Annotated in this window: 22 protein-coding genes; 7 read left to right on the top strand and 15 right to left on the bottom strand. The window is 69.3% G+C overall.

The window, feature by feature from the left end:
* Window positions 1-74 precede the first annotated feature (74 nt).
* The 6 genes from ACEWX3_RS02390 to ACEWX3_RS02365 all read left to right on the top strand — a co-directional run bounded on the left by ACEWX3_RS02390 (window position 75) and on the right by ACEWX3_RS02365 (window position 5550).
* Entirely contained in the window at window positions 75-608 is a 534-nt protein-coding gene (locus tag ACEWX3_RS02390) for a PadR family transcriptional regulator (RefSeq protein WP_221359067.1), read from the top strand.
* Between the two features lie 265 nt (window positions 609-873).
* Window positions 874-1587: a PadR family transcriptional regulator gene (locus tag ACEWX3_RS02385; RefSeq protein WP_374158596.1), complete on the top strand. Its 714-nt coding sequence runs from the start codon at window positions 874-876 to the stop codon at window positions 1585-1587.
* A gap of 73 nt (window positions 1588-1660) precedes the next feature.
* Entirely contained in the window at window positions 1661-2536 is an 876-nt protein-coding gene (locus ACEWX3_RS02380) for an oxidoreductase (protein WP_374158595.1), read from the top strand.
* A 13-nt stretch (window positions 2537-2549) separates the two neighbouring features.
* Window positions 2550-3329, top strand: coding sequence for a class I SAM-dependent methyltransferase (locus ACEWX3_RS02375; RefSeq protein ID WP_374159760.1), 780 nt, complete (start codon window positions 2550-2552; stop codon window positions 3327-3329).
* Between the two features lie 49 nt (window positions 3330-3378).
* Window positions 3379-4857 (top strand): glutamate--cysteine ligase, encoded by a 1479-nt coding sequence (locus tag ACEWX3_RS02370; RefSeq protein WP_221359064.1) that lies wholly within the window; start codon window positions 3379-3381, stop codon window positions 4855-4857.
* 33 nt (window positions 4858-4890) lie between these two features.
* On the top strand, window positions 4891-5550 hold the full coding sequence (locus tag ACEWX3_RS02365; RefSeq protein WP_207065408.1) for a class I SAM-dependent methyltransferase: 660 nt from the start codon (window positions 4891-4893) through the stop codon (window positions 5548-5550).
* A 3-nt stretch (window positions 5551-5553) separates the two neighbouring features.
* On the opposite strand, the gene mftD is transcribed toward ACEWX3_RS02365, so the two are convergent.
* Window positions 5554-6726 (bottom strand): pre-mycofactocin synthase MftD, encoded by a 1173-nt coding sequence (mftD, locus tag ACEWX3_RS02360; RefSeq protein ID WP_374158594.1) that lies wholly within the window; start codon window positions 6724-6726, stop codon window positions 5554-5556.
* 1 nt (window position 6727) lies between these two features.
* A complete protein-coding gene (mftA, locus tag ACEWX3_RS02355; RefSeq protein WP_374158593.1) occupies window positions 6728-6823 on the bottom strand; it encodes a mycofactocin precursor MftA in 96 nt (31 codons plus the stop codon).
* A gap of 156 nt (window positions 6824-6979) precedes the next feature.
* On the opposite strand from mftA, the gene mftM reads away from it, so the two are divergent.
* Window positions 6980-7864 carry a mycofactocin oligosaccharide methyltransferase MftM gene (gene mftM, locus ACEWX3_RS02350; protein WP_374158592.1) on the top strand — a complete coding sequence of 295 codons (885 nt, stop codon included), beginning with the start codon at window positions 6980-6982 and terminating at the stop codon, window positions 7862-7864.
* Window positions 7865-7883: 19 nt separating this feature from the next.
* On the opposite strand, the gene ACEWX3_RS02345 is transcribed toward mftM, so the two are convergent.
* The 13 genes from ACEWX3_RS02345 to mrf all read right to left on the bottom strand — a co-directional run bounded on the left by ACEWX3_RS02345 (window position 7884) and on the right by mrf (window position 22758).
* Window positions 7884-8522 carry a response regulator transcription factor gene (locus tag ACEWX3_RS02345; protein WP_207065386.1) on the bottom strand — a complete coding sequence of 213 codons (639 nt, stop codon included), beginning with the start codon at window positions 8520-8522 and terminating at the stop codon, window positions 7884-7886.
* Window positions 8519-9862, bottom strand: coding sequence for a histidine kinase (locus tag ACEWX3_RS02340; protein ID WP_374158591.1), 1344 nt, complete (start codon window positions 9860-9862; stop codon window positions 8519-8521). The genes ACEWX3_RS02345 and ACEWX3_RS02340 overlap by 4 nt, the downstream gene beginning before the upstream one ends.
* A gap of 19 nt (window positions 9863-9881) precedes the next feature.
* A complete protein-coding gene (locus tag ACEWX3_RS02335; RefSeq protein ID WP_163672062.1) occupies window positions 9882-11108 on the bottom strand; it encodes an iron-containing alcohol dehydrogenase in 1227 nt (408 codons plus the stop codon).
* A gap of 131 nt (window positions 11109-11239) precedes the next feature.
* Window positions 11240-12763: a VWA domain-containing protein gene (locus tag ACEWX3_RS02330; RefSeq protein WP_374158590.1), complete on the bottom strand. Its 1524-nt coding sequence runs from the start codon at window positions 12761-12763 to the stop codon at window positions 11240-11242.
* A 19-nt stretch (window positions 12764-12782) separates the two neighbouring features.
* Entirely contained in the window at window positions 12783-13946 is a 1164-nt protein-coding gene (locus ACEWX3_RS02325) for an AAA family ATPase (RefSeq protein WP_374158589.1), read from the bottom strand.
* A 1-nt stretch (window position 13947) separates the two neighbouring features.
* A complete protein-coding gene (mdo, locus tag ACEWX3_RS02320) occupies window positions 13948-15240 on the bottom strand; it encodes an NDMA-dependent methanol dehydrogenase (RefSeq protein ID WP_163672065.1) in 1293 nt (430 codons plus the stop codon).
* Between the two features lie 196 nt (window positions 15241-15436).
* Complete coding sequence (gene egtE / locus ACEWX3_RS02315) at window positions 15437-16516, bottom strand: ergothioneine biosynthesis PLP-dependent enzyme EgtE (RefSeq protein ID WP_374159759.1); 1080 nt, start codon at window positions 16514-16516, stop codon at window positions 15437-15439.
* Window positions 16517-16530: 14 nt separating this feature from the next.
* Complete coding sequence (gene egtD, locus ACEWX3_RS02310; RefSeq protein ID WP_374158588.1) at window positions 16531-17499, bottom strand: L-histidine N(alpha)-methyltransferase; 969 nt, start codon at window positions 17497-17499, stop codon at window positions 16531-16533.
* Window positions 17499-18188: an ergothioneine biosynthesis protein EgtC gene (gene egtC / locus ACEWX3_RS02305; RefSeq protein ID WP_163672067.1), complete on the bottom strand. Its 690-nt coding sequence runs from the start codon at window positions 18186-18188 to the stop codon at window positions 17499-17501. Before egtC ends, egtD begins: the two co-directional genes overlap by 1 nt.
* Window positions 18181-19485: an ergothioneine biosynthesis protein EgtB gene (gene egtB / locus ACEWX3_RS02300; RefSeq protein ID WP_374158587.1), complete on the bottom strand. Its 1305-nt coding sequence runs from the start codon at window positions 19483-19485 to the stop codon at window positions 18181-18183. Before egtB ends, egtC begins: the two co-directional genes overlap by 8 nt.
* A 7-nt stretch (window positions 19486-19492) precedes the next feature.
* The gene (egtA, locus tag ACEWX3_RS02295; RefSeq protein ID WP_207065379.1) at window positions 19493-20767 is read right to left on the bottom strand and encodes an ergothioneine biosynthesis glutamate--cysteine ligase EgtA; all 1275 of its coding nucleotides are present in this window, start codon (window positions 20765-20767) and stop codon (window positions 19493-19495) included.
* A gap of 143 nt (window positions 20768-20910) precedes the next feature.
* Window positions 20911-21516: a sensor domain-containing protein gene (locus tag ACEWX3_RS02290; RefSeq protein ID WP_374159758.1), complete on the bottom strand. Its 606-nt coding sequence runs from the start codon at window positions 21514-21516 to the stop codon at window positions 20911-20913.
* A gap of 126 nt (window positions 21517-21642) precedes the next feature.
* On the bottom strand, window positions 21643-22758 hold the full coding sequence (mrf, locus tag ACEWX3_RS02285; RefSeq protein ID WP_374158586.1) for a ribosome hibernation factor-recruiting GTPase MRF: 1116 nt from the start codon (window positions 22756-22758) through the stop codon (window positions 21643-21645).
* Window positions 22759-22850: the final 92 nt, after the last annotated feature.

Raw genomic sequence — 22850 nt, 5'->3', positions numbered from 1 at the left:
ATTCACATACCAATTCTGACATGTCAATAGTGGAATGTCTTTCCAGCCATCCGCCCCGCCGTACGATGCTGGCCGTGAGCCTGCGCTATGCCACCCTCGGCCTGTTGGCCCAGCAGCCCGGCAGTGGATACGACCTGCTGAAACGGTTCGAGGTGTCGATGGCCAACGTGTGGCCTGCGACCCAGAGCCAGCTCTACGGTGAACTGAACAAGCTCGCCGCCGACGGGCTGATCGAGGTCACCAACGTCGGCCCGCGCGGGCGCAAGGAGTACGGCATCACCGAATCCGGGCGGGTCGACCTGCTGGCGTGGATCACCCGGCCGCACGACGACACGCCACTGCGCCGGCCCGAGGTGCTTCGGGTGTTCCTCCTCGGCGAAATCCCAGCCGGCCAGGCGCGCGACTACGCCTCCCGCATGGCCGACTCCGCAGACCATGCACTGGCCCGCTACGAGCACATCCGCGACTCCGTCGAGTGGGGCGACTCGGACACTGCCTTCTTCGCCCGCGCCGCGCTCGAGTTCGGGTTGCGCACGGCGGCCATGGAAGCCGACTGGGCGCGCTGGCTGGCCCGGGCCATCGACCACCGCACCGAACCGGAGCGGTAACCCACCCGACCGCGTGCGGACATGCGGTCCGACGCGATTCACGATCGAAATCGACTGCCACAGCTGCGGATCGACGCTGCCAGGACCCTGTTCTGCCTCAGCGACGGCTCCGTCGCGCCCCCGTCGAGTTCGGCCACGACAACGCCCGGCGGCAAACTCCGCACACCCGTCGCTCCCCGAGTCGTTGCATCGCGATAGTTTTCGATATATCGTTGAGCCATCGGAAACGCATGGTGCGTTTCCCCGAATTCGTGAGGACACACAGATGAACCACCCATTCAGCGCACCCGCCGGCGGCTTCGGCTTCGGCCCCATCGATCGCCGGTCGCTGCACCACCAACACCGTCAGGCTCGCCGCGAGTTGCGCGGCCACTTGGGCGAGCACGCCGGTTCCGAGTCCATGGGACCCGGCTTCGGCCCGGGCTTCGGGCGCGGTCGAGGCGCCGGTTTCGATCCGCGCGGCGGCTTCGACTTCGGCTTCGATCCTCGAGGCGGGTTCGGCTTCGGCCCCGGCCCCCGCGGGGGTCGCCGCGGCGGACGGCGTGGCAAGCGCGGCGACGTTCGCGCCGCGATTCTGTCGTTGCTGACCGAGCGCCCGATGCACGGCTACGAAATGATCCAGGAGATCGCCGAACGCAGCCAGAACGTCTGGAAGCCCAGCCCCGGCTCCGTGTACCCGACGCTGCAGCTACTCGAAGACGAGGGCCTCATCGCCGCCGGTGACAGCGAGGGCAGCAGGAAGCTGTTCGAGCTGACCGAGGACGGCCGGGCCGCCGCGACCAAGGTCGAGACGCCGCCGTGGCACGGGCTCGCCGACGACATCGAGCCCGCGGAAGCCGACCTGCGCAACGCGGCGGCCCAGCTCCTCGGGGCGGTCCGGCAGGCGGCGTTCGCGGCGTCCGAGGACCAGCAGGAGCGCATCGTGGCGATCGTCAACAAGGCCCGCCGCGAGGTGTACGGCGTCCTCGGAGAGGACTAGCGCCTCGGCGGATCCGGCGCGGTAGAGCCCCGCCAGGGGACTAAATCGCGCCGGATCCGCGTCGGTATCCGATATGGACACCTTCCCTCTCGGCACCCACACGGTCGGTCGCGTCGGCTTCGGCGCCATGCAGTTGCCCGGACCCGGCGTCTTCGGTCCGCCGCGCGACCACGACGAGGCCGTCGCCGTCCTGCGACGGGCAATCGAACTCGGAATCGACCACATCGACACCGCGCAGTTCTACGGGCCGAATGTGGCCAACGAACTGATCCGTGAGGCCCTGCACCCGTACCCGGCCAATTTGACGCTGGTCAGCAAGGTGGGTGCCGCCCGCGACGATCAGGGCGGCTGGGTGGCTGCGCAGCAACCCGATGAACTGCGCCGCAGCATCGAGGAGAATCTGTCGGCCCTCGGCGTCGACCGGCTCGCCGCGGTGAATCTGCGGGTCTTCTCCGGCGGCGACCCGAACGCCCCCGGTGACGTCGATCCCGATCTGTTTCCCCGCCAGCTCGACGCGATGGCCGCCGCGCGTGACGAAGGGCTCATCGACGGCATCGGACTGAGCAGCGTCAGCGTCGACCATCTGCGGATCGCCCTGGATCAGACCGAGATCGTCTGCGTCCAGAACGCCTACAACCTCGTCGACCGCACCTCGCAGCCGCTGCTGGACCTGTGCACCGAACACGCCATCGCGTTCGTGCCGTTCTTCCCGCTGGGATCGGGGTTCACCGCCGACAACCCGGTCCTCGGCCACCCTGCCGTTGCCCGCGAAGCCGGCCGGCTCGGCCGGACTCCGGCGCAGATCGCGCTGGCCTGGACGCTCTCGGTGGCCCCCAACGTGCTGCTCATCCCCGGCACGTCCTCGGTGGCTCATCTGGAGGAGAACACCGCGGTCGCCGACATCGCCCTCGATGCCGACGTCAAGGCCGAGCTGGATGCCGCCGGCTGACCGCTCGGTCATGATGGAGGCCATGGGCACCACATCGGTGGATAGGGGCATCGCCGCGATGCCGCGCGGCGGGCCGGACGCGTCGTGTCTGGACCGACTGCTGCAGACCGACCGACCGGAGTACCTGGACCGGGACTCCGTCGAGGCTGCGGACGAGGCACGCAAGCGCAGCGTGATCCGGGCCCTGGACTGGACCGGCGAGGTGTTCGGCAACCACGACAGGTTCGCCCAGCTCGTCCTCGACGAGGTCGCCGATGTCGCCGATCCGCGCATCCTGGAACTCGGCGCCGGCCACGGCGGGCTGTCCCGCCGACTGCTCGACTGGCATCCGACAGCGCGGTTGACCGTCACCGACGTCGACGAAGAATCCGTCCGTGCGATCGCCGCCGGGCAGCTCGGCCACCATCCCCGGGCGACGGTGCGGACCATGGACGCCACCGCCATGGACGCCGGCGACGACGAGTTCGACCTGGCGGTGTTCGCACTGTCGTTCCACCATCTGGCGCCTGAAGCAGCTGCCCGGGTGTTCGCCGAGGGCACGCGGGTGGCGACCCGGTTGCTCATCGTCGATCTGCCGCGGCCGCCCGCGCCGCTGCACCTGCTTCGGCTGGCCACGATGCTGCCGTTCGCACCGCTGGTGCCGTTCGTGCACGACGGCGTCATCAGTTCGCTGCGCGCGTACAGCCCCTCGGCGTTGCGGGCGCTGGCCGCGTATGCCGACCCCGACATCGAGGTGACGTTGCGCGGAGGTCTGCTCAGCCCGCAGGTGGTGCTCGCGACGCGGCCACACTGAATCTGGGCACAAACCCACGCAAAGCCCCCGCCTCCCCGACAATGGCGGAGTGGGTGAGGAACTCAAGCACACCAGCTTCGGACCGGGGCACCGGCGCGACTACCGGCGCAAGGTTCAGCTGTGCCTCGACGTCTTCGAGACGATGCTCGCCAAGTCCAGCTTCGACTTCGAGAAGCCGCTGACCGGCATGGAGATCGAGTGCAACCTGGTCGACGCGGAGTATCAGCCGGCGATGAGCAACTCCGAGGTGCTGGCCGCGATCGCCGACCCGGCGTACCAGACCGAATTGGGTGCCTACAACATCGAATTCAACGTGCCGCCGCGCCGGCTGCCCGGGCGTGCGGCGTTGGACCTGGAAGCCGACGTGCGTGCCAGCCTCAACGCCGCCGAGGCCAAGGCCAGCACCGACGGCGCGCACATCGTGATGATCGGCATCCTGCCGACGTTGATGCCCGAACACCTCACCGGCAGCTGGATGAGCGAGTCGGTGCGCTACCAGGCGCTCAACGACTCGATCTTCACCGCGCGCGGCGAGGACATCATGATCGACATCGCGGGCCCCGAGCGGCTCAGCCTGCAGACCGCCTCGATCGCCCCCGAATCAGCCTGCACCAGCATGCAATTGCATCTGCAGGTCTCCCCCGCCGATTTCGCCGACAACTGGAACGCCGCGCAGGTGCTGGCCGGACCCCAGTTGGCGCTGGGGGCCAACTCCCCGTTCTTCTTCGGGCATCACCTGTGGGCCGAGACCCGGATCGAGTTGTTCGCCCAGGCCACCGACACCCGACCCGATGAGCTCAAGACCCAGGGGGTCCGCCCCCGGGTGTGGTTCGGTGAACGGTGGATCACGTCGATCTTCGATCTGTTCGAAGAGAACGTGCGCTACTTCCCGTCGCTGCTGCCGGAGATGTCCGATGAGGACCCGGTGGCCGAACTGGCCGACGGGCGCACCCCGAAGCTCTCGGAGTTGCGTCTGCACAACGGCACCATCTACCGGTGGAACCGTCCGGTCTACGACGTCGTCGAGGGCAGACCGCATCTGCGGGTGGAGAACCGTGTCCTCCCGGCCGGGCCGACCGTGTTGGACATGATGGCCAACTCGGCGTTCTACTACGGGGCGCTGCGTGCGCTGTCCGAAGAGGATCGCCCGTTGTGGACGAAGATGAGTTTCGCTGCGGCTCATGCCAACTTCCTGGAGGCGGCCCAGAACGGCATGCAGGCCCGACTGTACTGGCCCGAGCTCGGCGAGGTGACTCCCGACGAGCTCGTGCTGCGTCAGTTGCTCCCGCTGGCCGACGAGGGCCTGCGCAGGTGGGAGGTGGCCGCCGAGGTCCGGGACCGCTATCTCGGCGTCATCGAGGGCCGCGCGAAGTCCGGCCGCAACGGAGCCGCCTGGCAGTCCCTGACGGTCGAAGCGCTGCAGGGCCGCGGCCTGAGCCGGCCTGATGCGCTGGCCGAGATGCTGCGGTTGTACTGCCAGGGCATGCACAGCAACGAGCCGGTGCACACGTGGGAGGTGCCGGCGTAGGTTGGTCTCATGGCACCGGATAGCTCAGAGGTGATGGACTGGGACAGCGCCTATCGCGGCGAGAGCCCCGGGTTCGAGGGGGCGCCGCCGTGGAACATCGGCGAGCCCCAGCCGGAGCTGGCGGCGCTGATCGACACCGGTGGGGTGCGCGGTGAGGTGCTCGACGCCGGGTGTGGTTACGCCGAGCTGTCGTTGGCCTTGGCGGCACAGGGTTTCACCGTGGTCGGCATCGAGCTCACCCCCACTGCTGTGGCGGCCGCGCGCCGTGCGGCCGAGGAGCGCGGGCTGTCCACTGCGACGTTCGTGCAGGACGACATCACCAGCTTCACCGGCTTCGACAACCGCTTCGACACGATCATCGACTCGACGCTGTTCCACTCGCTGCCGGTCGAGGCGCGGGATGCGTACCAGCAGGCGGTGTTCCGCGCGGCCGCGCCGGGGGCAACCTACTATGTGCTCGTCTTCGCCGAGGATGCGTTTCCCGCCGAGATGGAGACCAAGCCCAACGGGGTCGACGAGGACGAGTTGCGTGCCGCGGTGGGGCGGTACTGGTCGATCGACGAGATCCGGCCGGCGTTCATCCATGCGAACATGCCCGATACCCCGGAGTTCTCGATGCCCGAACACGGGCGCGACGACCGCGGCCGGATGAAGATGCCCGCGTTCCTGCTCACCGCCCACAAACCCGCGTAGCCGTCAGGCGCCGAGGTCGCGGCGGAAGCCGTCGGGGATGACGAGGTCGGCGGCTCTGAGCTCGTCGATCGACGACAGACCGAGCCCCAGCAGCGCGGAATCGATTCCGCCACGCAGGATGTCGAGCACATTCTCCACGCCGCTCTGACCACCGGCGGCCAGTCCCCACAGATAGGCGCGGCCGATCATGACCGCCCGCGCGCCGAGAGCGACCGCCTTGACGACGTCGCTGCCCCGTCGGATCCCGCCGTCGAGAACGATCTCGATCTGATCACCGACCGCGTCGGCGATCGCCGGCAGTGCCCTGATCGGTGCCGGGGTGCCGTCGAGGTTGTTGCCGCCGTGGTTGGAGACCGAGATGGCGCTGACCCCGGCGTCGACGGCACGCTTGGCATCGTCGACACGCATCACGCCCTTGAGCATGAACGGCCCGCCCCACTGCTCCCGCAGCCACCCGATGTCCTCCCATGTCGGCAGCGGAGTCTGCATCCATTCGCCGTAGGCGCCGAAGAACGTCGGAGCCTCGCCCCCGTCGGCCAGGTTGGGGGCGGTCAGATCGGGAATTTTGCCGGCCTTGGCGAACTCGGCGAGCCAGCGAGGCCGGCGCAGGCCCTCGGGCGCGAAGCGCAGCATCGCCCGTAAGTCCATCTTCTCGGGGATCGCCGGGCTGCCCCAGTCCCGTCCGCTGGAGAACGACCAGTCCGTGGTGATGATCAGACCCACCGCACCGGCCCGTCGGGCACGTTCCATCCGGGCGAGCAGCCGGTCCCGGCCACCGGTCCAGTACATCTGGAAGAAGGTCTGCGGGTTCGCCGCCGCGACCTCCTCGACCGACTTGCTGGCGAACGAGGACAGACCGATGGCGGTGCCGCGTGCCGCAGCAGCGCGTGCCACCGCCACTTCACCGTCCGGGTGGACGGCCTGGACCCCTGTGGGGGAGATGAGTACGGGCATAGACAGTGACTGCCCCATGACCGTCGTCGCCATATCGCGCTTGGCGGACAGCCCCGCGACGTGTGGGGCGAACCCGATCTCGCTGAACGCCGAGAGGTTGTCACCGACCGTGACGCCCTTCTCGGAGCCGGCCACCAGAGCGCTGTAGACACTGGGCGGCAACCGCTTCTGGGCACGCCGCTGAGCCTCGGCGACCGTCTCGAACCAACCGGTGGCAGCCATCTCAGTAGACCCCGCACATTCCGTCGATCGACACTTCCTCGACCAGGGTCTCGGTGACGATCTCGGCGTCCAGCTCTTCGTTGGCGATACGCTCCATGGCGGCTCCTTCCCGACGTGGTGTGCCTCGACGTTATGGCACCCGGTGCCCACGGGGCACTCGCCAACCGGGCAGGACCTGCCCGCCCGGACGGGCGCGACGATCCACCCGTTCGGAGCGCGCGCGTCCAGCTCATCGATCAATAGCGTTGGGGCTGTGACCGCCGCGCTGCTCGACCCGCTCGCCCCCAGCGATGCCGGCGTGTGGAGCTGCGCCGGTGTCCGGGTGCGGCGCCGCCGGAATCCGCATCACCGGCACGCCGCCCAGACTGCCACGTGCACAACGCGATTCTGCGTGCAACGGTACGGGGAGGTGCTGCTCGTCGACCACGACCTGACCCCCGACGAGCTGTCCGACGATCTGGCCGTCATGTTGGCCGACGAGCTGGTCGACAGTGGCGTATTGCGGGGGCAGACCGAGTTCGAGTTGGTCTTCACCGGTGTCGTGCGCTCGACAGTCGTTGGGGGACTTGACTCGTGGGCGCGTTTCTACCGCAACTCCGTCGCGCGCCTGGAGGAGGGCACCGCCGCGTTCGCGCCGATCCACGCCTTCGCCGCGGGCCAGGTGCGGGGCCGGCAGGTGATCGACCTCGGTTCGTGTTTCGGGTTCTTCCCGTTACGGCTGACACAGCAGGGATTCGACGTGCTGGCCACCGATCTCAGCGCGCCGGTGATGCGCCTGTTGGCCGAGATGAGCACCGAGATGCGGCGGCCTCTGCACACGCTGGTGTGTGACGCCGCCGATGCCCCGCTGCCCGACGGGTGCGCAGACACCGTCACCGCGCTGCATCTGATCGAGCATCTGCCCACCGCGTCGATCACCGCTGTGCTGGACGAGGCGGTGCGGCTCGCCCGCCGCCGCGTGATCGTCGCCGTCCCCTACGAAGCCGAGCCGCGTGCCTGTTACGGCCATGTGCAGCGGTTCGATCCGGCTGTGTTGCAAGCGCTGGCGACGGCCACCTGCTCGGCTCATCCCGGGTGGACGGCGCACGTCCACGATCATCACGGCGGCTGGCTGATCCTGGATCGCCGAGCAGGTTGAGCGCGCGGTCGCGCCCCCCTCAGATCAGGCCGCGCTTGCTGGCCGCGTACACCGCCTCAGCCCGGCGGCTGACCTCGAGCTTGCGCATGATGTTGCTGACATGGAACTTCGCGGTGGTCGCCGAGATGTAGAGCTTCTCGCCGATCTTGTTGTTGGACAACCCCGCCGCCAGCAGACGCAACACCTCCAGCTCGCGGTCGGTGAGCTGCTGACGTGCCTCGGCGCGACCGGACATCGAGCGCACCACGGCTGCGGCACTGCGGGAGTCGAACGCACTGTCGCCCGCCGAGATCGCGCGGATGGCACGGACCAGTTCGGTGGTGTCGACGTCCTTGACGACGTAGCCGCGGGCGCCGGCGTGCACCGCCCGCACCACGAGGTCCTCGTCGAGGAAGGTGGTGAGCACCAACAGCCCGAGGTCGGGGTAGGCCGCAGAGAGCTTGGTGCACAACGTCAGTCCCTCGAACTCCGAGCCGGCCGACAGCTTGAGGTCGAGAAGCACGACGTCGGGAGCGGTGGCCCGCACCACCGCTTCGGCTTCCGCCTCCGAGGCGGCCTCGCCGACGACGACCAGATCGTCGGCGCGTTCCAGGACCGAGCGCAACCCCTGCCGCAGGATCGCGTGGTCGTCGACGAGCACAAGCCGGATCTCGCTCATGGGTGGCAGCTTTCTTCTGGATCCGACTGCGGGTACGGGATGCGGGCCACCACCCGGACACCGCCGATGCGGGCGCGGTGGACCTCGAATGTGCCGCCGTGTTCGTGGGCGCGGGCACGCATGTTGGCCAGGCCGCGGTGTCGGCCGTCGACGTCGGTGGCCTCGGCCAGCTGCAGGATCAACCGCATCTTGGCCGGGTCACCGGTGCCGTCGTCGGCGATCGCCAGGCTCACGCCGAAGTCGTCGTAGGTCAAGCGCAGCTGCGCTCGGGTGGCGTTGCCGTGCATGGCGGTGTTGAACAGTGCCTCCCCGGCGATGCGCAGCAGCGCGTGTTCGACCTCGCCGGGCAGTTCGACCCGCGGACCCGTGACCCGCAGGCCCACCCGCAGATCTTCGGGCATGTGCACGGTGGCCAGCTGGGCCAGCATCTCGGCCAGGCTGGACCGATGGGCGTCGTCGCCGGGCTGGTTGAGCGCATAGATCGCCGAGCGCAGCTGCTCGCTCGCCGATCGGGTCAGATCCTTGGCCAGGTCCAGTCGCTCCCCCAGGTCCTCGCGACCGTCGAGGCCGTCGATCTCACTGCGGCACACCTGGATCTGCATACCTGCCGACAGCACGGTCTGCGCGACGCTGTCGTGCAGCTCGCGCGCGATGCGGTGACGTTCGGAGTCGAGCACCTGATGGCGTTGGGCGGCACCGAGTTCCCGCTGGGTCGCCAGGAGCTCGGCGTTGCGCGCCTCGGACTGCGCCAGCAGTGCCAGCGACTTGGTGAACAGCGCCGAGTTCTGCAACGCCACCGCGGTCTGCCCGGCCAGGATGCGCATCACCACCGCGTCGGTCTCGTCGAGGGTGCGGTGCGTGGGCGTCCACGCCGCGAACGCGCCGATCACGTCTCCGTCGAGCTCGATGGGCACGTGGGCGTGCCGGCTCTCGATGACCGGCGAGCGGAACTGCGCGAGTTGCCCGCGCAAGATGTCGTTGAGCCGGTTGAGCACCGCGTCGGGCAGGTGAGGACCGGGGTCGCGGGCTTCGGAGAGCCCTTCGAAGGCGTACACCACCCCGTCCGAGTCGACGATGAGGTGCCGGACACTGGCCTCGGGCAGCGCGCCGTCGGCCAGGGCGAGCAGCACCCACTCCGCGTCGAGGTGGGCGCGGGCCGCCTCGGCGACCGCGCGCACCAGGTTCTCCGGCCCTTCGGTGGTCCGCACCAGCGCGCGCGAGATGGTGTCCAGCGCCGTCACCGTGCGGTGCAGACGCTGAGCCGTGACCCGCAATTCGGGATAGAAGCTTCCCTTGCCCGACCGTAGCCCGGTCAGCCGCGCCAGATCGGGGGCGGTCACGGGGCCGCCCCGGCGGGCGTCACATCGCCGCCTGGAACAGCGCGCGCATCTGCTCTTCGTCGGCGGGGCGCGGATTGGTGCTCATGCAGGCGTCCTGCAACGCGGAGCGGGCCAGCCGCGGCAGGTCTTCGTGACGCACCCCGAGCGCGGCGAGCCCCCGCGGCACCCCGACGTCGCGGGCCAGCCGATCGATGCGGTCGGCGAGCGCCAACGCGGCCTCGGCCGCCGGGGACCGCGGATCGGCCACCCCGAGGCAGGTGGCGATGACGGCGTAGGGCTGCGGGTCGGCTTCGGCGTTGAACCGCACCACGTGCGGCAGCAACACCCCGTTGATCACCCCGTGCGGCAGGTCGAGCAGGCCCCCGACCTGGTGACTCATCGCGTGCGCGGCGCCGAGGATCGCGTTGGTGAACGCCAGCCCGGCTTCGAGGGCAGCCTGGGCCATCAGCACGCGTGCCGACATCTCGGCGGGCCGCTCCATGGTGCAGACCAGGTTGTCGGTCACCATCTGCACGGCCCGCAGCGCGTGGTGGTCGGTCAGCTGGTTGTGGCCCAGCGACACGAACGCCTCGATGCCGTGCGTGAGGGCGTCCAGACCGGTGGCCGCGTTGAGCCAATCCGGCATCGTGGTCAGCAAACGAGGGTCGATGACGGTGGTGTCGGGCACCAGCGCGCGGCCCAGGATCGTGATCTTGGTGTTGCGGGTGGTGTCGGTGACGATGCAGAACTGCGACACGTCGGCCCCGGTCCCCGACGTCGAGGGGACCACCACCAGCGGCGGGATGGGCACCTGCGCCTTGTCGACGCCCTCGTAGTCGAGGATGTCGCCACCGTTGGCGGCTAGGATGGCAATTCCCTTGGCGGCGTCGATGACCGATCCGCCGCCGACGGCCACGAGCACGTCGCAACCCTGCTCGGCGTAACGCTGATAGCCGGCGGCGATCTCGTGATCTTTCGGGTTGGGCGTGAGGTCGTTCCAGACGACCGCCCGCACACCCTGCTCACGCAGATGCGCGACCATCTCGTCGACCCAGCCCGCCGCGATCAGCCCGGGGTCGGTCACCAGCATGGGACGCAGCGCACCGAGGCGCAGCGCGGCATGCGCGGCCTCGGCCATCGAGTCAACGCCGAACACGATCTCCGGCGCGTGGAACTTCAGCAGCCGCGGAGCGACCGCCGCGTGGGCCCGATCGGTTTCGGCCGTCAGCGTCGGGTAACGCGTGTCTGCCGAGGTGGGTCCTCTCATGTCCAGCTTCGCCACGGTCTCGCCTCGTCCTGCCCGTCCCGGACGCACCGAATGTGACCCGGGCAACATTGCATGCTCCAGGGTACGACCCGGCCTGGTCGCCTCGACGCGGTTCGTGGCGTGCGCTTTCCTCACCGCCCGACCGCCTCGGCCGCGAAGTCGTGCGCCGCGCGCTCGAGACCGGTCAGGTCGGCCACCACGCGCACCCGGTCGCAGTATTCGGCGTACGCCGGCAGATCGCAGCTGCCCAGGCCCCACGAGTAGCGCGGTTCGGGGGTCAGCCAGACGGTTTCGCGGGCGCGGCGGGTGATCTCCTCGAACGCCGCCAGGTTCGGGTCCTTGGCGTTGTTACGGCCGTCGCCGAGCACCAACACGGTCGTGCGGCGGGTCACCGCCGAAGAGTGTTCGGCCAAAAAGTCCCCGAACACGGCGCCGTAGTCGGAATTGGCGGCCACATCGATGACGTCACCCCCGAAGATCAACCCCAGCGCCCGCTCACCGGCATGGTCGCGGAACAGCTCGGTGGTCTCGGCGACCTCGGCCACGAACGCGAACGAGCGCACCTGGGTGAACAGGTCCTGCAGCCCGTGCACCAGGCTCAGCGTGAATCGTGAGGTCGCGCGCACCGAGAGGCTGACGTCGGCGAGCACCACCAGCCGGGGGCGGTCCTCGGCGCGCCGGGTGGTGGCCGGGACGAACGGCACGCCGTCGAAGCGCATGTTGCGCCGCATGGTCCGTCCGGAGTCGACCCTGCCTGCGGCGGTGACCCGGTGCCGGTGGGTCAGTGCACCGTGCAGCGTGCGCGCCAGCCTGCGCAGCGAGTCCTCCAGATCCGCGCGTTCGCGCTCGGCGATACGGTCGACGGTCGCCTCCCGGCGCTCGGTCGTCTCGACGATCCTGGTCTCCAGCGCGAGCAGCGCCTCGAGGTGACGTTTGAGGGCCTGCGGCAGGTTCTCCAGCACCCCGGCCAGCCGGGCCCGTAACTCGGCGGCGTCGGTTTCGTCGCCGGACGCGTCGTCGAGTTGGCCGTCCAGCCAGCCCAACAGCACCTCCTGTTCGGCGATGGACAGCTCCGCATCGACCGGGGTCCCGCTCGCCGTGGCCAGGCTGCCGGCGGTGCCTGCGCCGCTCAGCCGCTCCGTGCTCAGCTGCATGCGGTAGGACTCGTCGTCGCCGGTGCGACTGTCCTTGGAGAAGGCGATCTCGTCGGTCAGCGCGGCCAGGTCGATCTTGTTGGCCTCCTGATGCAGGTTGTAGCGCTGGGCCAGGTCCTCCTGCTTGAAGTAGTCCCGGATACTGGCCGGCTTGCCGTGTTCGTGGCCGGGTTGCGGTGTCTCGCTGGGCTCTTCGGAGATCGTGAACGACTCCAGGTCCCCGGTGTCGGCGAGATCGTCATGAGCGTGGGAGTGACCGTGCCCGTGTTCGTCCGGGCCGACACGCACCAACGAGAAGAAAGCGTCGAAGATCTCGTCGAACACGGCCTCGTCGCGATGGTCCTTCACCAGCGCCACCCGCAGCGCGGTGCGCAGCACGGTCCGCGACGACAGCACATCGGGCTCGGCGGCGCAACGCATCGCGTCCAGCGCTTCGGGGATGGACACCCGCACTCCGGCCAGCCGCAACAGCCGGATGAATCGGTGCAGGGTCGCCTCCATGGCTACTGGCTCCGCATCGCTACAGCGCCCGCCGGCGGCCCAAAGATGCCGTCGGCCCGGACTGCCCGGCCTTCTTCGGGGTGCCGTAGTAGCCGTCGGTGAATCGGCCCGGCTTGTCCTTGGCGGCTCGCACCGCCCGGCCGTCGCCACCGTGATCGTCATCCCCGTGATCGTGGGAATGACCGTCATGGCCGTCATGGCTGTGGTCGTGGGAGTGACCACCGTGGGAATGACCATGGGAATGACCGTTGCGCAACGAGGCCGGCACCGTGGCGTTCGGGTCCACCAGGCGCGGCAGCGCGTCGAGGGCCTTCCGTACGTCCTTGTCGTACTTGACCACGACCGAGACGGTGTCGGAGAGCACCTGGGCGGACAGTTCGTCGACGCCGAGAACGGCCAGAGTGCGGGCCCAGTCAAGGGTTTCGGAGATGCTGGGCGACTTGCGCAGTTCCAGCTCTCGCAGACCGCGGACGATGTCGACGAGCTGCGCGGCCAGCGCGTCGGGCAGTCCGGTCTTCTTCGACCGCACGATCTGGAGTTCGCGCTCGGCGGCCGGGTAGTCCAGGAACAGGTGCAGACAGCGCCGCTTCAGCGCGGCCGCGAGGTCCCGGGTGTTGTTCGAGGTCAGGACCACATACGGCGCGTGCTTGGCCGTGAAGGTGCGGATCTCGGGCACCGAGACCTGGTACTCGCCCAGCAATTCCAGCAGCACCGCCTCCAGCGCCTCGTCGGCCCGGTCGATCTCGTCGACCAGCAGCACGACCGGTTCCTCGGATCGCACCGCCTCCAGCAGCGGGCGCGGGGCCAGGAACCGGTCGGAGAAGAACACGCTCTCCTGCGCGCCGATGCGTTCCACCGCTTCGCCGAGATCGGCGGCGTCGGAGACGATCTGGCCGATCTTCTCCCGCAGGATCTGGGTGTAGAGCAGTTGCTTGCCGTAGTCCCACTCGTAGAGTGCTTTGGTCTCGTCCTGACCTTCGTAGCACTGCAGCCGCAGCAGTCGCCGACCGGTGGCGGCGGCGAGGACCTTGGCCAGTTCGGTCTTCCCGACCCCGGCGGGACCCTCGATCAGCAGCGGCTTGTCCAGGCGGGTCTGCAGGAACACGGTGGTGGCCAGGCGCTCGTCGGCGATGTATCCCTCGCCGGCGAGCGCCTCACGCACCTCCTCGACAGTCGAGAACATGTCAGGGCAGCAGCTCGTCGAGGTCGCCGTTCATGCAGTGCTCGACCACCGGGCGCACGGTGTCGAACGTGCACTCCTTGGCGTTACCCGGGGTGCAGGCGTCACCGAGGACGTGGTTGGTGATGCGGTCGACGTCGGCCTTGTCGCCCTTGATCACCGGAGCGTTCTCGTAGAACTTGGTGGGGCCCTGGCCCAGCCGGTTCTTCGAGTAGCTGTCCTGCTTGACGTCGGTGAACTTCTCGATGATGTTGACGTCGCGCAGCAACCGGATCGCGGCGGCCAGTGCGGCGTCGGCGGCCTGTACGTCGGTCATGCCGTAGGTGTCCACCCCCATGGCCGCAGCGATGTCGGCGAACCGCTTGTAGGCCACCGGCATGTTGAACGCCCACACCCGCGGCAGCGCGATCGCGTTGTTCAGACCGTGGTGGGTGTCGTAGAACGCGCTGACCGCGTGCGAGATGGAGTGGATGATGCCCAGGCCGCCGGAGTTGAACGCCTGCGCGGCGATGTACTGCGCATACATCATGCCCTCGCGGCCCTTGAGGTCGGTGCCGTTCCAGGTCGCCTCACGCAGGTTCTCGGCGGTCAGCTTGATCGCGCGGATCGCGTTGCCCAGCGACGGTTCGAAGTTCAGCCGGGACACATAGGGCTCCGAGGCGTGCGCGAGGACGTCGAAGCCGCACTGCGCGGTGTAGTCGACCGGGCACTCGTAGTAGAGCACCGGGTCGTCGACGGCCAGCGTGGCCACCGACGCGTCGTCGAACGCGACGTACTTGTGAGGGTTGTCCGGGTCGGTGGTGGTGTCGGTGATGACGTAGGCCCACGACGTCTCCGAACCGGTGCCCGCGGTGGTCGAGATCGCGATGTGCGGCGGGTTCTTGGGGTTCTCGCTCTTGTTGAAGCCCTCGAAGTCGTTGACGTTGCGCCCGTCGTGGGCGATCGAGATGCGGGCGCCCTTGCACGCGTCGTGGGTGGAGCCGCCGCCGATGGAGACGAAGCTGTCGCATTCGTTCTCCTGGTAGAGCTTCACGGTGTCCATGACGTTGTAGTCCTTGGGGTTGGACTCCACCTGGTCGTAGACGACGACCTCGAGCCCGTGCCACTTCAGCGATTCGGCCATGTTGTGCACGATGTCGGTGCCCCGCAGCCCGGAGGACATCAGCAGGGTGCGCTTGAAGCCCATTTTGAGCGCTTCGGGACCGACCATCTCGTGTGCGCCGGGACCCATCATGGCGCGGGGGAAGGGGTGGAATTCCTTGATGGGGAAGGGCTTGAGGAGATCTTCGACCTTCATGGTGGGGTCCTTTCCGGGCCGTGGCGACGATGCAGCAGGGATGAGTCGGTGCTCTGAGATGGCACGGTAGGCGCGCGGATGTGAGCTACGGAACAGTTGTGCGGCAAGACCGAATCGTCGGGCAGCGCAAGTGCGCACGACCGGGCAGTGGCGGACCTACCCGATCGGGCAGGTCGGCAGCGTCATGGCCGGTGGGTCAGGGGGTGACGGCGTGCAGTGCGCCCGCCACGGCGGCGAGCTCGGCGTCGGTGACGTCGACATGCGGCGACACCCGCAACGCCGGCTCGGTCATCTCCCGCGGGGCTCGCTCCGGCCCCAGGTAGGTCGTCACGATGGAGTGCTCGGCGATCAACCGGGCGCGCACGGTCGCGGGGTCGACACCCGGCGGCGGGCGCAGTGTGGTGATCGCGCTGGGTTCGTCGACCGGCTCCACGACCGTCCAGCCTGCGACACCGGCCAGTGCGGTGCGGGCGGCGGCCCCGACCTCCCGCAGTCGGGCCTGCATCTCGGCGGGTCCGGCCGCCACGTACTCCCCCAGGGACAGGGAAAAACCCACGTGCAGGCCGACATTCGTTTCGGCGTGGCCGAGTCGCAGCACGGTCGGTTCGGACAGCAGACCGGGCCGGGTGGCCAGCACGCCGACACCGCGCGGGCCCGCGACCCACTTTCGCGACGACGAGTAGAACGCGTCGGCGCCGATCCCGGCGCAGTCGAGGTGGCCGAAACCCTGTGCGGCGTCGATGACGACGGGCACTCCGAGGTCGCGGCACAGCGCGGCCAGCTCGCGGGCGGGCTGCACCGTCCCGGTGTGGCTACCCAGAATCGTGAAATGCACCAGCGGCGGCGGGTCGGCCGACAGCGCCCTGCTCGCCTCGTCGACGTCGAGTCGGCCGGCGCCGTCGACCGGCAGAGTCCGCACCTCGAACCCGCGCCGCGCCATGATGGCCAGATTCGGCCCGAACTCACCGGGTAGGCAGGCCAGCTGGCGCGCGCCGCGCCAGTCGTCGAGCAGGATGTCCAGGGCGTGGTTGGAGCCGGTGGTGAAGTACACGTCGGCGTCGGTCATGCCGGTGAGCGCGCGAACGGCGACCCTACCGGCATCTACTGCGGGGACGGCGGCCTCTGCGGCCTGGTATCCGCCGATCTCGGCTTCGTGGCGGGCGTGGGCCGCCGACGCGTCGATGACCGCGAAACTCTGCCGTGAGCAGGCCGCGCTGTCGACATGGATGCCCGCCGCGGGCGGGCGGGCGGCCCGCCATTGTTCGGCGAGCGTCATGTCACCAGATGTGCTCACTTCACCGAGAGCGACAGCCCGAAGTCGCCGGCCTCGTCGGTCCACCAGTGGGTGCGCTCCAGTCCGGCGGCGGCCAGCTCGGCGTCCACCCCCGATCGGCGGAATTTGCACGACACCTCGGTCAGCATCTCCTCGCCGTCGGCGAAGTCGACGTCGAGATCCAGCGCTGTGATGTGCACCCGCTGCGGACGCGTCGACCGCAGCCACATCTCGATGCGCTCCTCGTCGGCGTTCCACTTGGCGACGTGCTGGTAGGCGGGCACGTCGAAGTCCGCCCCGAGTTCGCGGTTGACCACGGTGAGCACGTTGCGGTTGAACTGCGCGGTCACCCCGGCGTTGTCGTCGTAGGCACGGACCAACCGGTCGACGTCCTTGACCAGGTCGGTGCCCAGCAGCAACGTGTCACCGGGCTGCATCATCTCCGAGACCGACGCGAGGAACTCGGCACGCGGTCCGGGCGTGAGGTTGCCGAGCGTGGAGCCCAGGAACGCCACCAACCGCCGGCCGACGGCCGGGATCTTGCCCAGATGTTCCTCGAAATCACCGCACACCGCGTTGATCTCGACACCCGGGTACTCCTGTTGGATGGCCTGCCCCGCCAGCTGAAGCACGCTGGGGTCGACGTCGAACGGGATGAAGCGGCGCAGCGACCCCTGCTCGCGCAACGCGTTCAGCAGTGCCCGGGTCTTCTCCGACGTGCCGCTGCCCAACTCGACGAGGGTGTCCGCCCCGGAGGCGGTGGCGATCTCACCCGCGCGGGCCGCCAGGATCTGCGCCTCGGCGCGGGTCGGGTAGTACTCGGGCAGCCGGGTGATCTGGTCGAACAAGTCGCTGCCGACGGCGTCGTAGAACCACTTGGGCGGCAACGTTTTCGGTTGCTGCGTCAACCCGTCGCGGACGTCGCGGCGCAGCGCCGCGTCGGCGGCGTCCGCGGCAAGGTAGTTGTCGAGCGACAGGTCGGTCATCACAATCCTCTCAGGGGCGTCAGCGTCACCTCTGTGCCGGTGACGTCGACGAGGTGGCGGTCCGGGACTTCCTGCCAGGACGGGTCGTCGTCGTAGGGTTCGCTGGCGATGACGACCCCATCGGGTCGGCGTAACACCGACAGGGTGTCCCCCCAGGTGGTGGCCAGCATCCGGGAGCCGTTGGCGGCCACGATGTTCAGCCGCGCATCGGGATCCCCGGCGGCCACCTCCACGATGGTGTCGCCGAGGTGGTCCAGACCGCGGTCGAAGATCAGCGCGGCGAGCAGCGCGCTGTCATTGGTGGACTCGGCTCGCCGCGACATCGGCAGCACCGCGCGGTCGACGATTCCGTTGTGCGACAACAACCAGGTGCCGTCGGTGAACGGCGCCGACGCCGAAGCTTCGACGGGCATGTTCACACTCGCCGAACGGACGGCCGCGACGACGCACCCGCTGGACAGCGCCGGCGCCACCGACGCGAACGACGGGTCTCCCCACAGCGGGGAGGCGCTGCGCCACCGCCGGGGCACCGACCGATCGAAGAAGCCGACACCCCAGCCGTCGGCGTTCATCAGTCCGTGCTTCTGGCGGCGCGGCGCATAGGACTGAACCAGCAGACCCGAGGGCGGCTCCAGCATCAGCGACGCGACCGACACCGGCTCTCCGAGCCAGCCCAGATGCCTACACATGCGCGTCCCAGGCCAGTCGCACACCGGAGAAGATCTGCCTGCGGATCGGATGGTCCCAGTTGCGGAAGCTGGGCCGCAGGATTCCCGGCGCGACCGCCCACGACCCGCCGCGCAGCACCCGGTAGTCGCCGGTCGTGACTCCGTCGAAGAACGGCTGGGAGTAGTTCTCGTAGACCATCGGGGTGAAGCCGGGCCACGGCCGCAGCGGTGAGGACGTCCATTCCCACACGTCGCCGAGCATCTGTTCGGCACCGTAGGCGGACGCCGAGGCCGGGTAGGCACCGACCGGCGCCGGCCGCAGACCGTCCCCGCCGAGGTTGGCCAGCGCGGCCGTGGGTGCTGTCGTCCCCCAGGGGTAGCGGCGCCGGGTTCGGGTGGCCGGGTCCCAGGCGCAGGCCTTCTCCCACTCGACCTCGGTGGGTAGCCGGGCCCCGGCCCACGACGCGTATGCCTCGGCTTCGAAGTAGGTGATGTGCTGGACGGGCTCGTCGTCGGGGATGTCCTCGAAGTGGCCGAACCGGGTGCGGGTGCCCGTGAGCGCCCCGTCGCCCCAGAACAGCGGGGCGGTCAACCCGGCCTGTCGGCGATGGGTCCAACCTTCGGCCGACCACCAGCGGGGCTCGCGATAGCCGCCGTCGTCGATGAAACCGCGCCATTCACCGTTGGTCACCGGCACCCGGCCGATGCGGAACGCGGGAACGTCGACGACGTGGGCGGGGCGCTCGTTGTCGAGCGAGAACGGCTCGGTGGTGGCGTCGACGCCGAGAACGAACTCCCCGGCGGGCACCAGCACCGACGTCCCGGCCACCCCGGTGCGCCCCGGAGGTAGAGCCGCGCCGCGGCCGAGCAGCGGGGCACCGGATCGCAGGCTCAACGCCTGCAGCATCGTCTCGTCGTGTTGGTTCTCATGGCTGACCACCATCGCGAACGTGAAGGCCTCGGGGTGGTCGTCGGGCAGGGCCTCGAGCACATCGAGGGCACGGCCGCGCACGGTGTCGCAGTAGGCGCGCGCATCGGCCGGCGGCAGCAGCGGCAGCTCGCCGCGGCTGGCGCGCGAGTGCGTGAACGCGTCGTAGAGCTGGTCCACCTGCGGGCTCAGCAGCCCCGGGCGGTCGGCGTTGCCGCCGCGCAGCAGCCACCACTCCTCCTGCTGCCCGATGTGCGCCAGGTCCCAGACCAGCGGGCTCATCAGCGGGTCGTACTGGCGGCGCACCTCGGCGTCGTCGAAGTCGACGAGCCGCAGCGTGCGTTGCCGGGCCTTGGTCAGCTCGTCGGCGAGCACCTCGTGTGTGGTCACATCTCCCCTACATCTCGGCGTGGGCCAGCTGCCGCACCGCGCCCGCGATGCCGTGCTCGACGGCCCGGTCGGCGAAGTCGTCGGCTGGGCACCATCCTTGTTCGACCGAACGCACGAGCAGCTGCATGGATTCCTCGACCGCCGCGGGTGCCCTCTCAGCGGCGGCCTGCACACACCGTTTCGCCGCGTCGTGCAGCCGCCGGTCCTGCAGCCCGGTGCGGGCGGCACAGTCCCATGCCGTGGCCACCGGCTCGGTCGCCTCGGCGGCGACGGCGGCGGCCGACGGGTCGTCGAGCAGCGTGGTCAGCGTGAACACCACGGCGGGCCAGATCGCGTCCGGGGTGCTGTCGAGGTAGCGGATCTCCAGGAAGCCGCGCGGCCGCACCGGCGGGAACAAGGTGGTCAGGTGGTAGTCGAGATCCGCCAGGGTCGGGCGCCGGTCATCGAGGAGCACCGTGCCGTCGGCCCAGTCGGCGAACGGGACCCACTGGGTGATCGGGGTCGGTTCGGAACCGTGCACCAACATGACCGGCGCGCGGAGGGCGTAGCGCGCCCAGTCACTGGCCGGGTCGTCGCCGCTTTCCCCGAGGATCGGCCCGCAGCGCGCCGAGTCCAACCGGCTCCACACCCGCTGACGCGACGACCGCCAACCGGTGAAGCTGCCGTGCTGGATGGGGGAGTTCGCGGCGACCGCCACCATCACCGGGCCGAGCGCATGCGCCAGCCGAACCCGTTCACTCCACCCGGAGCGCGGCCCTGCGTCGAGATTGACCTGGACCGAGGCCGTCGACGTCATCATCGCCGCGCCCGCCTCACCGGTCCCGCTGGCCTCGAAGAACTGCTCCATCGCCTGATAGCGGCCTCCCGGATTCACGCGCCGGGCCGGCCGGATCGGATCCACGCCGAGCAGGACCAGACCCAGACCCGCCTGCGCGAAGCGGGTCTTCAGGACAGCCCGGTCCCGCGCGATCGCCGCGATCGCCGCGGGGGCGGCGTCGAACGGGGGCCCCGAGAGCTCGACCGCTCCGCCGGGTTCGACGGTGACGACACTGCCTCCGGGCAGCGGCGGCAACGCCGCGATCACCGCGGTCAACTCGTCCCAGCCGGGACGGCGCGTCGGATCGGCCAGGTCGTAGCAGTGCGCCTCGATCTCCAGCCCCACCTGCCCGACCGGACCGTCGGTCAGACATTGTTCGGCGACGTGCTGGGCGGCATCTTCAGCGCTGGTCAACGGCTCGGCGCAGCCGACAGCGGCGCCCTCACAGACGGTGGCGCGGGCCATGTCAGCCCCTTCCGGGTCGGGAACGGTCGCTACCTTCTGTGTCCATCTTCCAGACCGCACCGACAAAGTCCCGCGTTCGGCAAGTGACACGTGGGTGACGTGTACCCGAATTCACCCGCCGTTACGTGACCTGATCACGTGACCTACTGGCCCAAGGTGTTCTGCATCGCCCCGGCCAACACGTTGACCGCGGGTCCGCCGTTACCCGACTGGCACACCTTGGCCTGCAGCAACACGTTCTCCCGCAACCGGGTGGTGACGAAGCAGCGCCGGTCTGTCCCGGCTTCCTGCTTGACCCAGTCGGCCTCGGTCGCCGTCGTCACGCCACCGGTGAAGGTCCACACCTCGGTGGTGAAGTTGTCCAGGTGCATCGCGGTGGTCTGGCCGTTGCATCCACTGGTGCGGTCGACGACGCGGTGGAAGGCGCGGTCGGCAGCGTCGGTGGTGGCGAACACTCCCACGGATTGCTTGACGAGGTGGGTCATGTCGGTCGGCGTTTCCTGCGCCACCGCACCGCTGAACGCGGCCAGGTCGGGATCGTCGTAGACCTCGGGCAGACCGATGTCGGCCCAGTTGTTGCAGGCCGGGTTGTCCACCCAGAAGGACTGGAACGGCTCGGTGAACGTCCACTCGTGGTTCAACCGGGCACCGACGATGTTGCTGACCGACCCCTTGGGCAGGACGGCGTAGTTGACCACGCCTGGAGCGGACGGACTCGCCGACGCCGCGATGGCCAACGGCACACCCATCAATGCGGCGGCGACACCGGCCAGAAGTCGGAGGCCGCGCACGTCAGACCTCGGTCGCTCGCGTCACGGCGTCGGGGTTCGCCTGGTCTTCGATGCTCATGCCACCGATCATGCCAGTCCGCCGGATCAGGCGTCCTCGGTCAGAAGCCGGTCGAGGTGCCAGTCCCCGAACGGATCGGGATAGTGGCGCCACGACTCCGGTCGGGCCATCTCGTCATCGGTGAGCAGTGCCCCCCGCAGTCCGGCCAGGATCTCCTCCGGATCGGCACCGCACACCAGCACGGTCATCGACGTGTGCCGGTCACCGTGCCGGTCACTCCATGCCAGATCGGCCATCGCGCGCCGTTCGGGGTCGACATAGGCGACCTCGCGCGACGTCATCGCCGCCAGCCACGGTCCCGCGTGGTCGACCCGCAGGCCACCGCCGGCCGATTCCAGCCACATGACCCGATCGGTCCTGTTGGCCAGCCAGAGCCGGCCCCGGCTGCGGACCACGCCTTCGAGCAGCAGGTCCACGGCGGCGTGGAGCCGCTCCGGATGGAAGGGGCGGCGTGCGGCGAACTCCACAAGCCTCACCGGGCCCATCGGCTCCAGGGGCGGCTGCCCGGCCAGCAGTGGCCCATGCGGGTTGTCGCTGCGGCCGCGGCGCGCGTCCGGCCGCAGACCTGACAGCGCCCGTTCCAACCGCTCGGGCCCGACGGTGATGCGGGCCTTGGGCGCCAGCCGCCGGGTGACGGCGAGGGTGTCGGGATGCGGGTCGGACAGCACGACGACGTCGGCGAACTCGACCTGCCCCACGAGCACCTGCGCCACCGTCATGCCGTCGTCGAGTTCCTCCTCGCCGACCGCTCCGGGGAGCCAGGTCGGTGTGTGCACCGCAGTGACCACCGCGCTGAGCGCGACGTCGCGCGCACATGCCGACCGGGTCAGCGCGAAACACAATTGCTCGGGCTCGGTCCACGGCGAGAGGCGGACGACGATGCGCTCGACGCCGGGCCGACGGTGCAGCGCACGCAGGTGGTCGAGCAGGTCGTTGCGCACCGTGCAGGCCACACAACAGTTCATGAGCTCGAGCACCGTGTCGGCGCTGACATGCACCCCGTTCTGCACCGTGACCGTCCGGCGGTGCACGACGTGTCCGTCGAACCAGTGCTCGACCAGGGCGGTGCCGGGCACGAGGAGGACGTGAGCGATCTCGTCGGTGTCGCACTGGCCAGCCACGACGATGACCGGGGTCCGCATACTTCCTCCTCTATCGGGAACGATTTTCATCAGGACGTTGTTCACGCTACAGTCGACGACACCAGTTGTCGAAAATCATTGTCATTAAGGAG

The organism is Mycobacterium sp. G7A2 (genome assembly GCF_041902445.1).
Lineage (GTDB): Bacteria > Actinomycetota > Actinomycetes > Mycobacteriales > Mycobacteriaceae > Mycobacterium.
The sequence above is the reverse complement of the archived record's forward strand: the minus strand, read 5'-3'. Positions and strand labels throughout refer to the sequence as shown.

Excerpts from the sequence above, each read along its gene's own strand:
- ACEWX3_RS02385 (WP_374158596.1), top strand. The coding sequence starts at position 874 with ATGAACCACCCATTCAGCGCACCCGCCGGCGGCTTCGGCTTCGGCCCC.
- ACEWX3_RS02380 (WP_374158595.1), top strand. The coding sequence starts at position 1,661 with ATGGACACCTTCCCTCTCGGCACCCACACGGTCGGTCGCGTCGGCTTC.
- ACEWX3_RS02375 (WP_374159760.1), top strand. The coding sequence starts at position 2,550 with ATGGAGGCCATGGGCACCACATCGGTGGATAGGGGCATCGCCGCGATG.
- ACEWX3_RS02365 (WP_207065408.1), top strand. The coding sequence starts at position 4,891 with ATGGACTGGGACAGCGCCTATCGCGGCGAGAGCCCCGGGTTCGAGGGG.
- mftD (WP_374158594.1), bottom strand. The coding sequence starts at position 6,726 with ATGGCTGCCACCGGTTGGTTCGAGACGGTCGCCGAGGCTCAGCGGCGT.
- mftA (WP_374158593.1), bottom strand. The coding sequence starts at position 6,823 with ATGGAGCGTATCGCCAACGAAGAGCTGGACGCCGAGATCGTCACCGAG.
- ACEWX3_RS02345 (WP_207065386.1), bottom strand. The coding sequence starts at position 8,522 with ATGAGCGAGATCCGGCTTGTGCTCGTCGACGACCACGCGATCCTGCGG.
- ACEWX3_RS02335 (WP_163672062.1), bottom strand. The coding sequence starts at position 11,108 with ATGAGAGGACCCACCTCGGCAGACACGCGTTACCCGACGCTGACGGCC.
- ACEWX3_RS02330 (WP_374158590.1), bottom strand. The coding sequence starts at position 12,763 with ATGGAGGCGACCCTGCACCGATTCATCCGGCTGTTGCGGCTGGCCGGA.
- ACEWX3_RS02325 (WP_374158589.1), bottom strand. The coding sequence starts at position 13,946 with ATGTTCTCGACTGTCGAGGAGGTGCGTGAGGCGCTCGCCGGCGAGGGA.
- mdo (WP_163672065.1), bottom strand. The coding sequence starts at position 15,240 with ATGAAGGTCGAAGATCTCCTCAAGCCCTTCCCCATCAAGGAATTCCAC.
- egtE (WP_374159759.1), bottom strand. The coding sequence starts at position 16,516 with ATGACGCTCGCCGAACAATGGCGGGCCGCCCGCCCGCCCGCGGCGGGC.
- egtD (WP_374158588.1), bottom strand. The coding sequence starts at position 17,499 with ATGACCGACCTGTCGCTCGACAACTACCTTGCCGCGGACGCCGCCGAC.
- egtC (WP_163672067.1), bottom strand. The coding sequence starts at position 18,188 with ATGTGTAGGCATCTGGGCTGGCTCGGAGAGCCGGTGTCGGTCGCGTCG.
- egtA (WP_207065379.1), bottom strand. The coding sequence starts at position 20,767 with ATGGCCCGCGCCACCGTCTGTGAGGGCGCCGCTGTCGGCTGCGCCGAG.
- ACEWX3_RS02290 (WP_374159758.1), bottom strand. The coding sequence starts at position 21,516 with ATGGGTGTGCCGTTGGCCATCGCGGCGTCGGCGAGTCCGTCCGCTCCA.
- mrf (WP_374158586.1), bottom strand. The coding sequence starts at position 22,758 with ATGCGGACCCCGGTCATCGTCGTGGCTGGCCAGTGCGACACCGACGAG.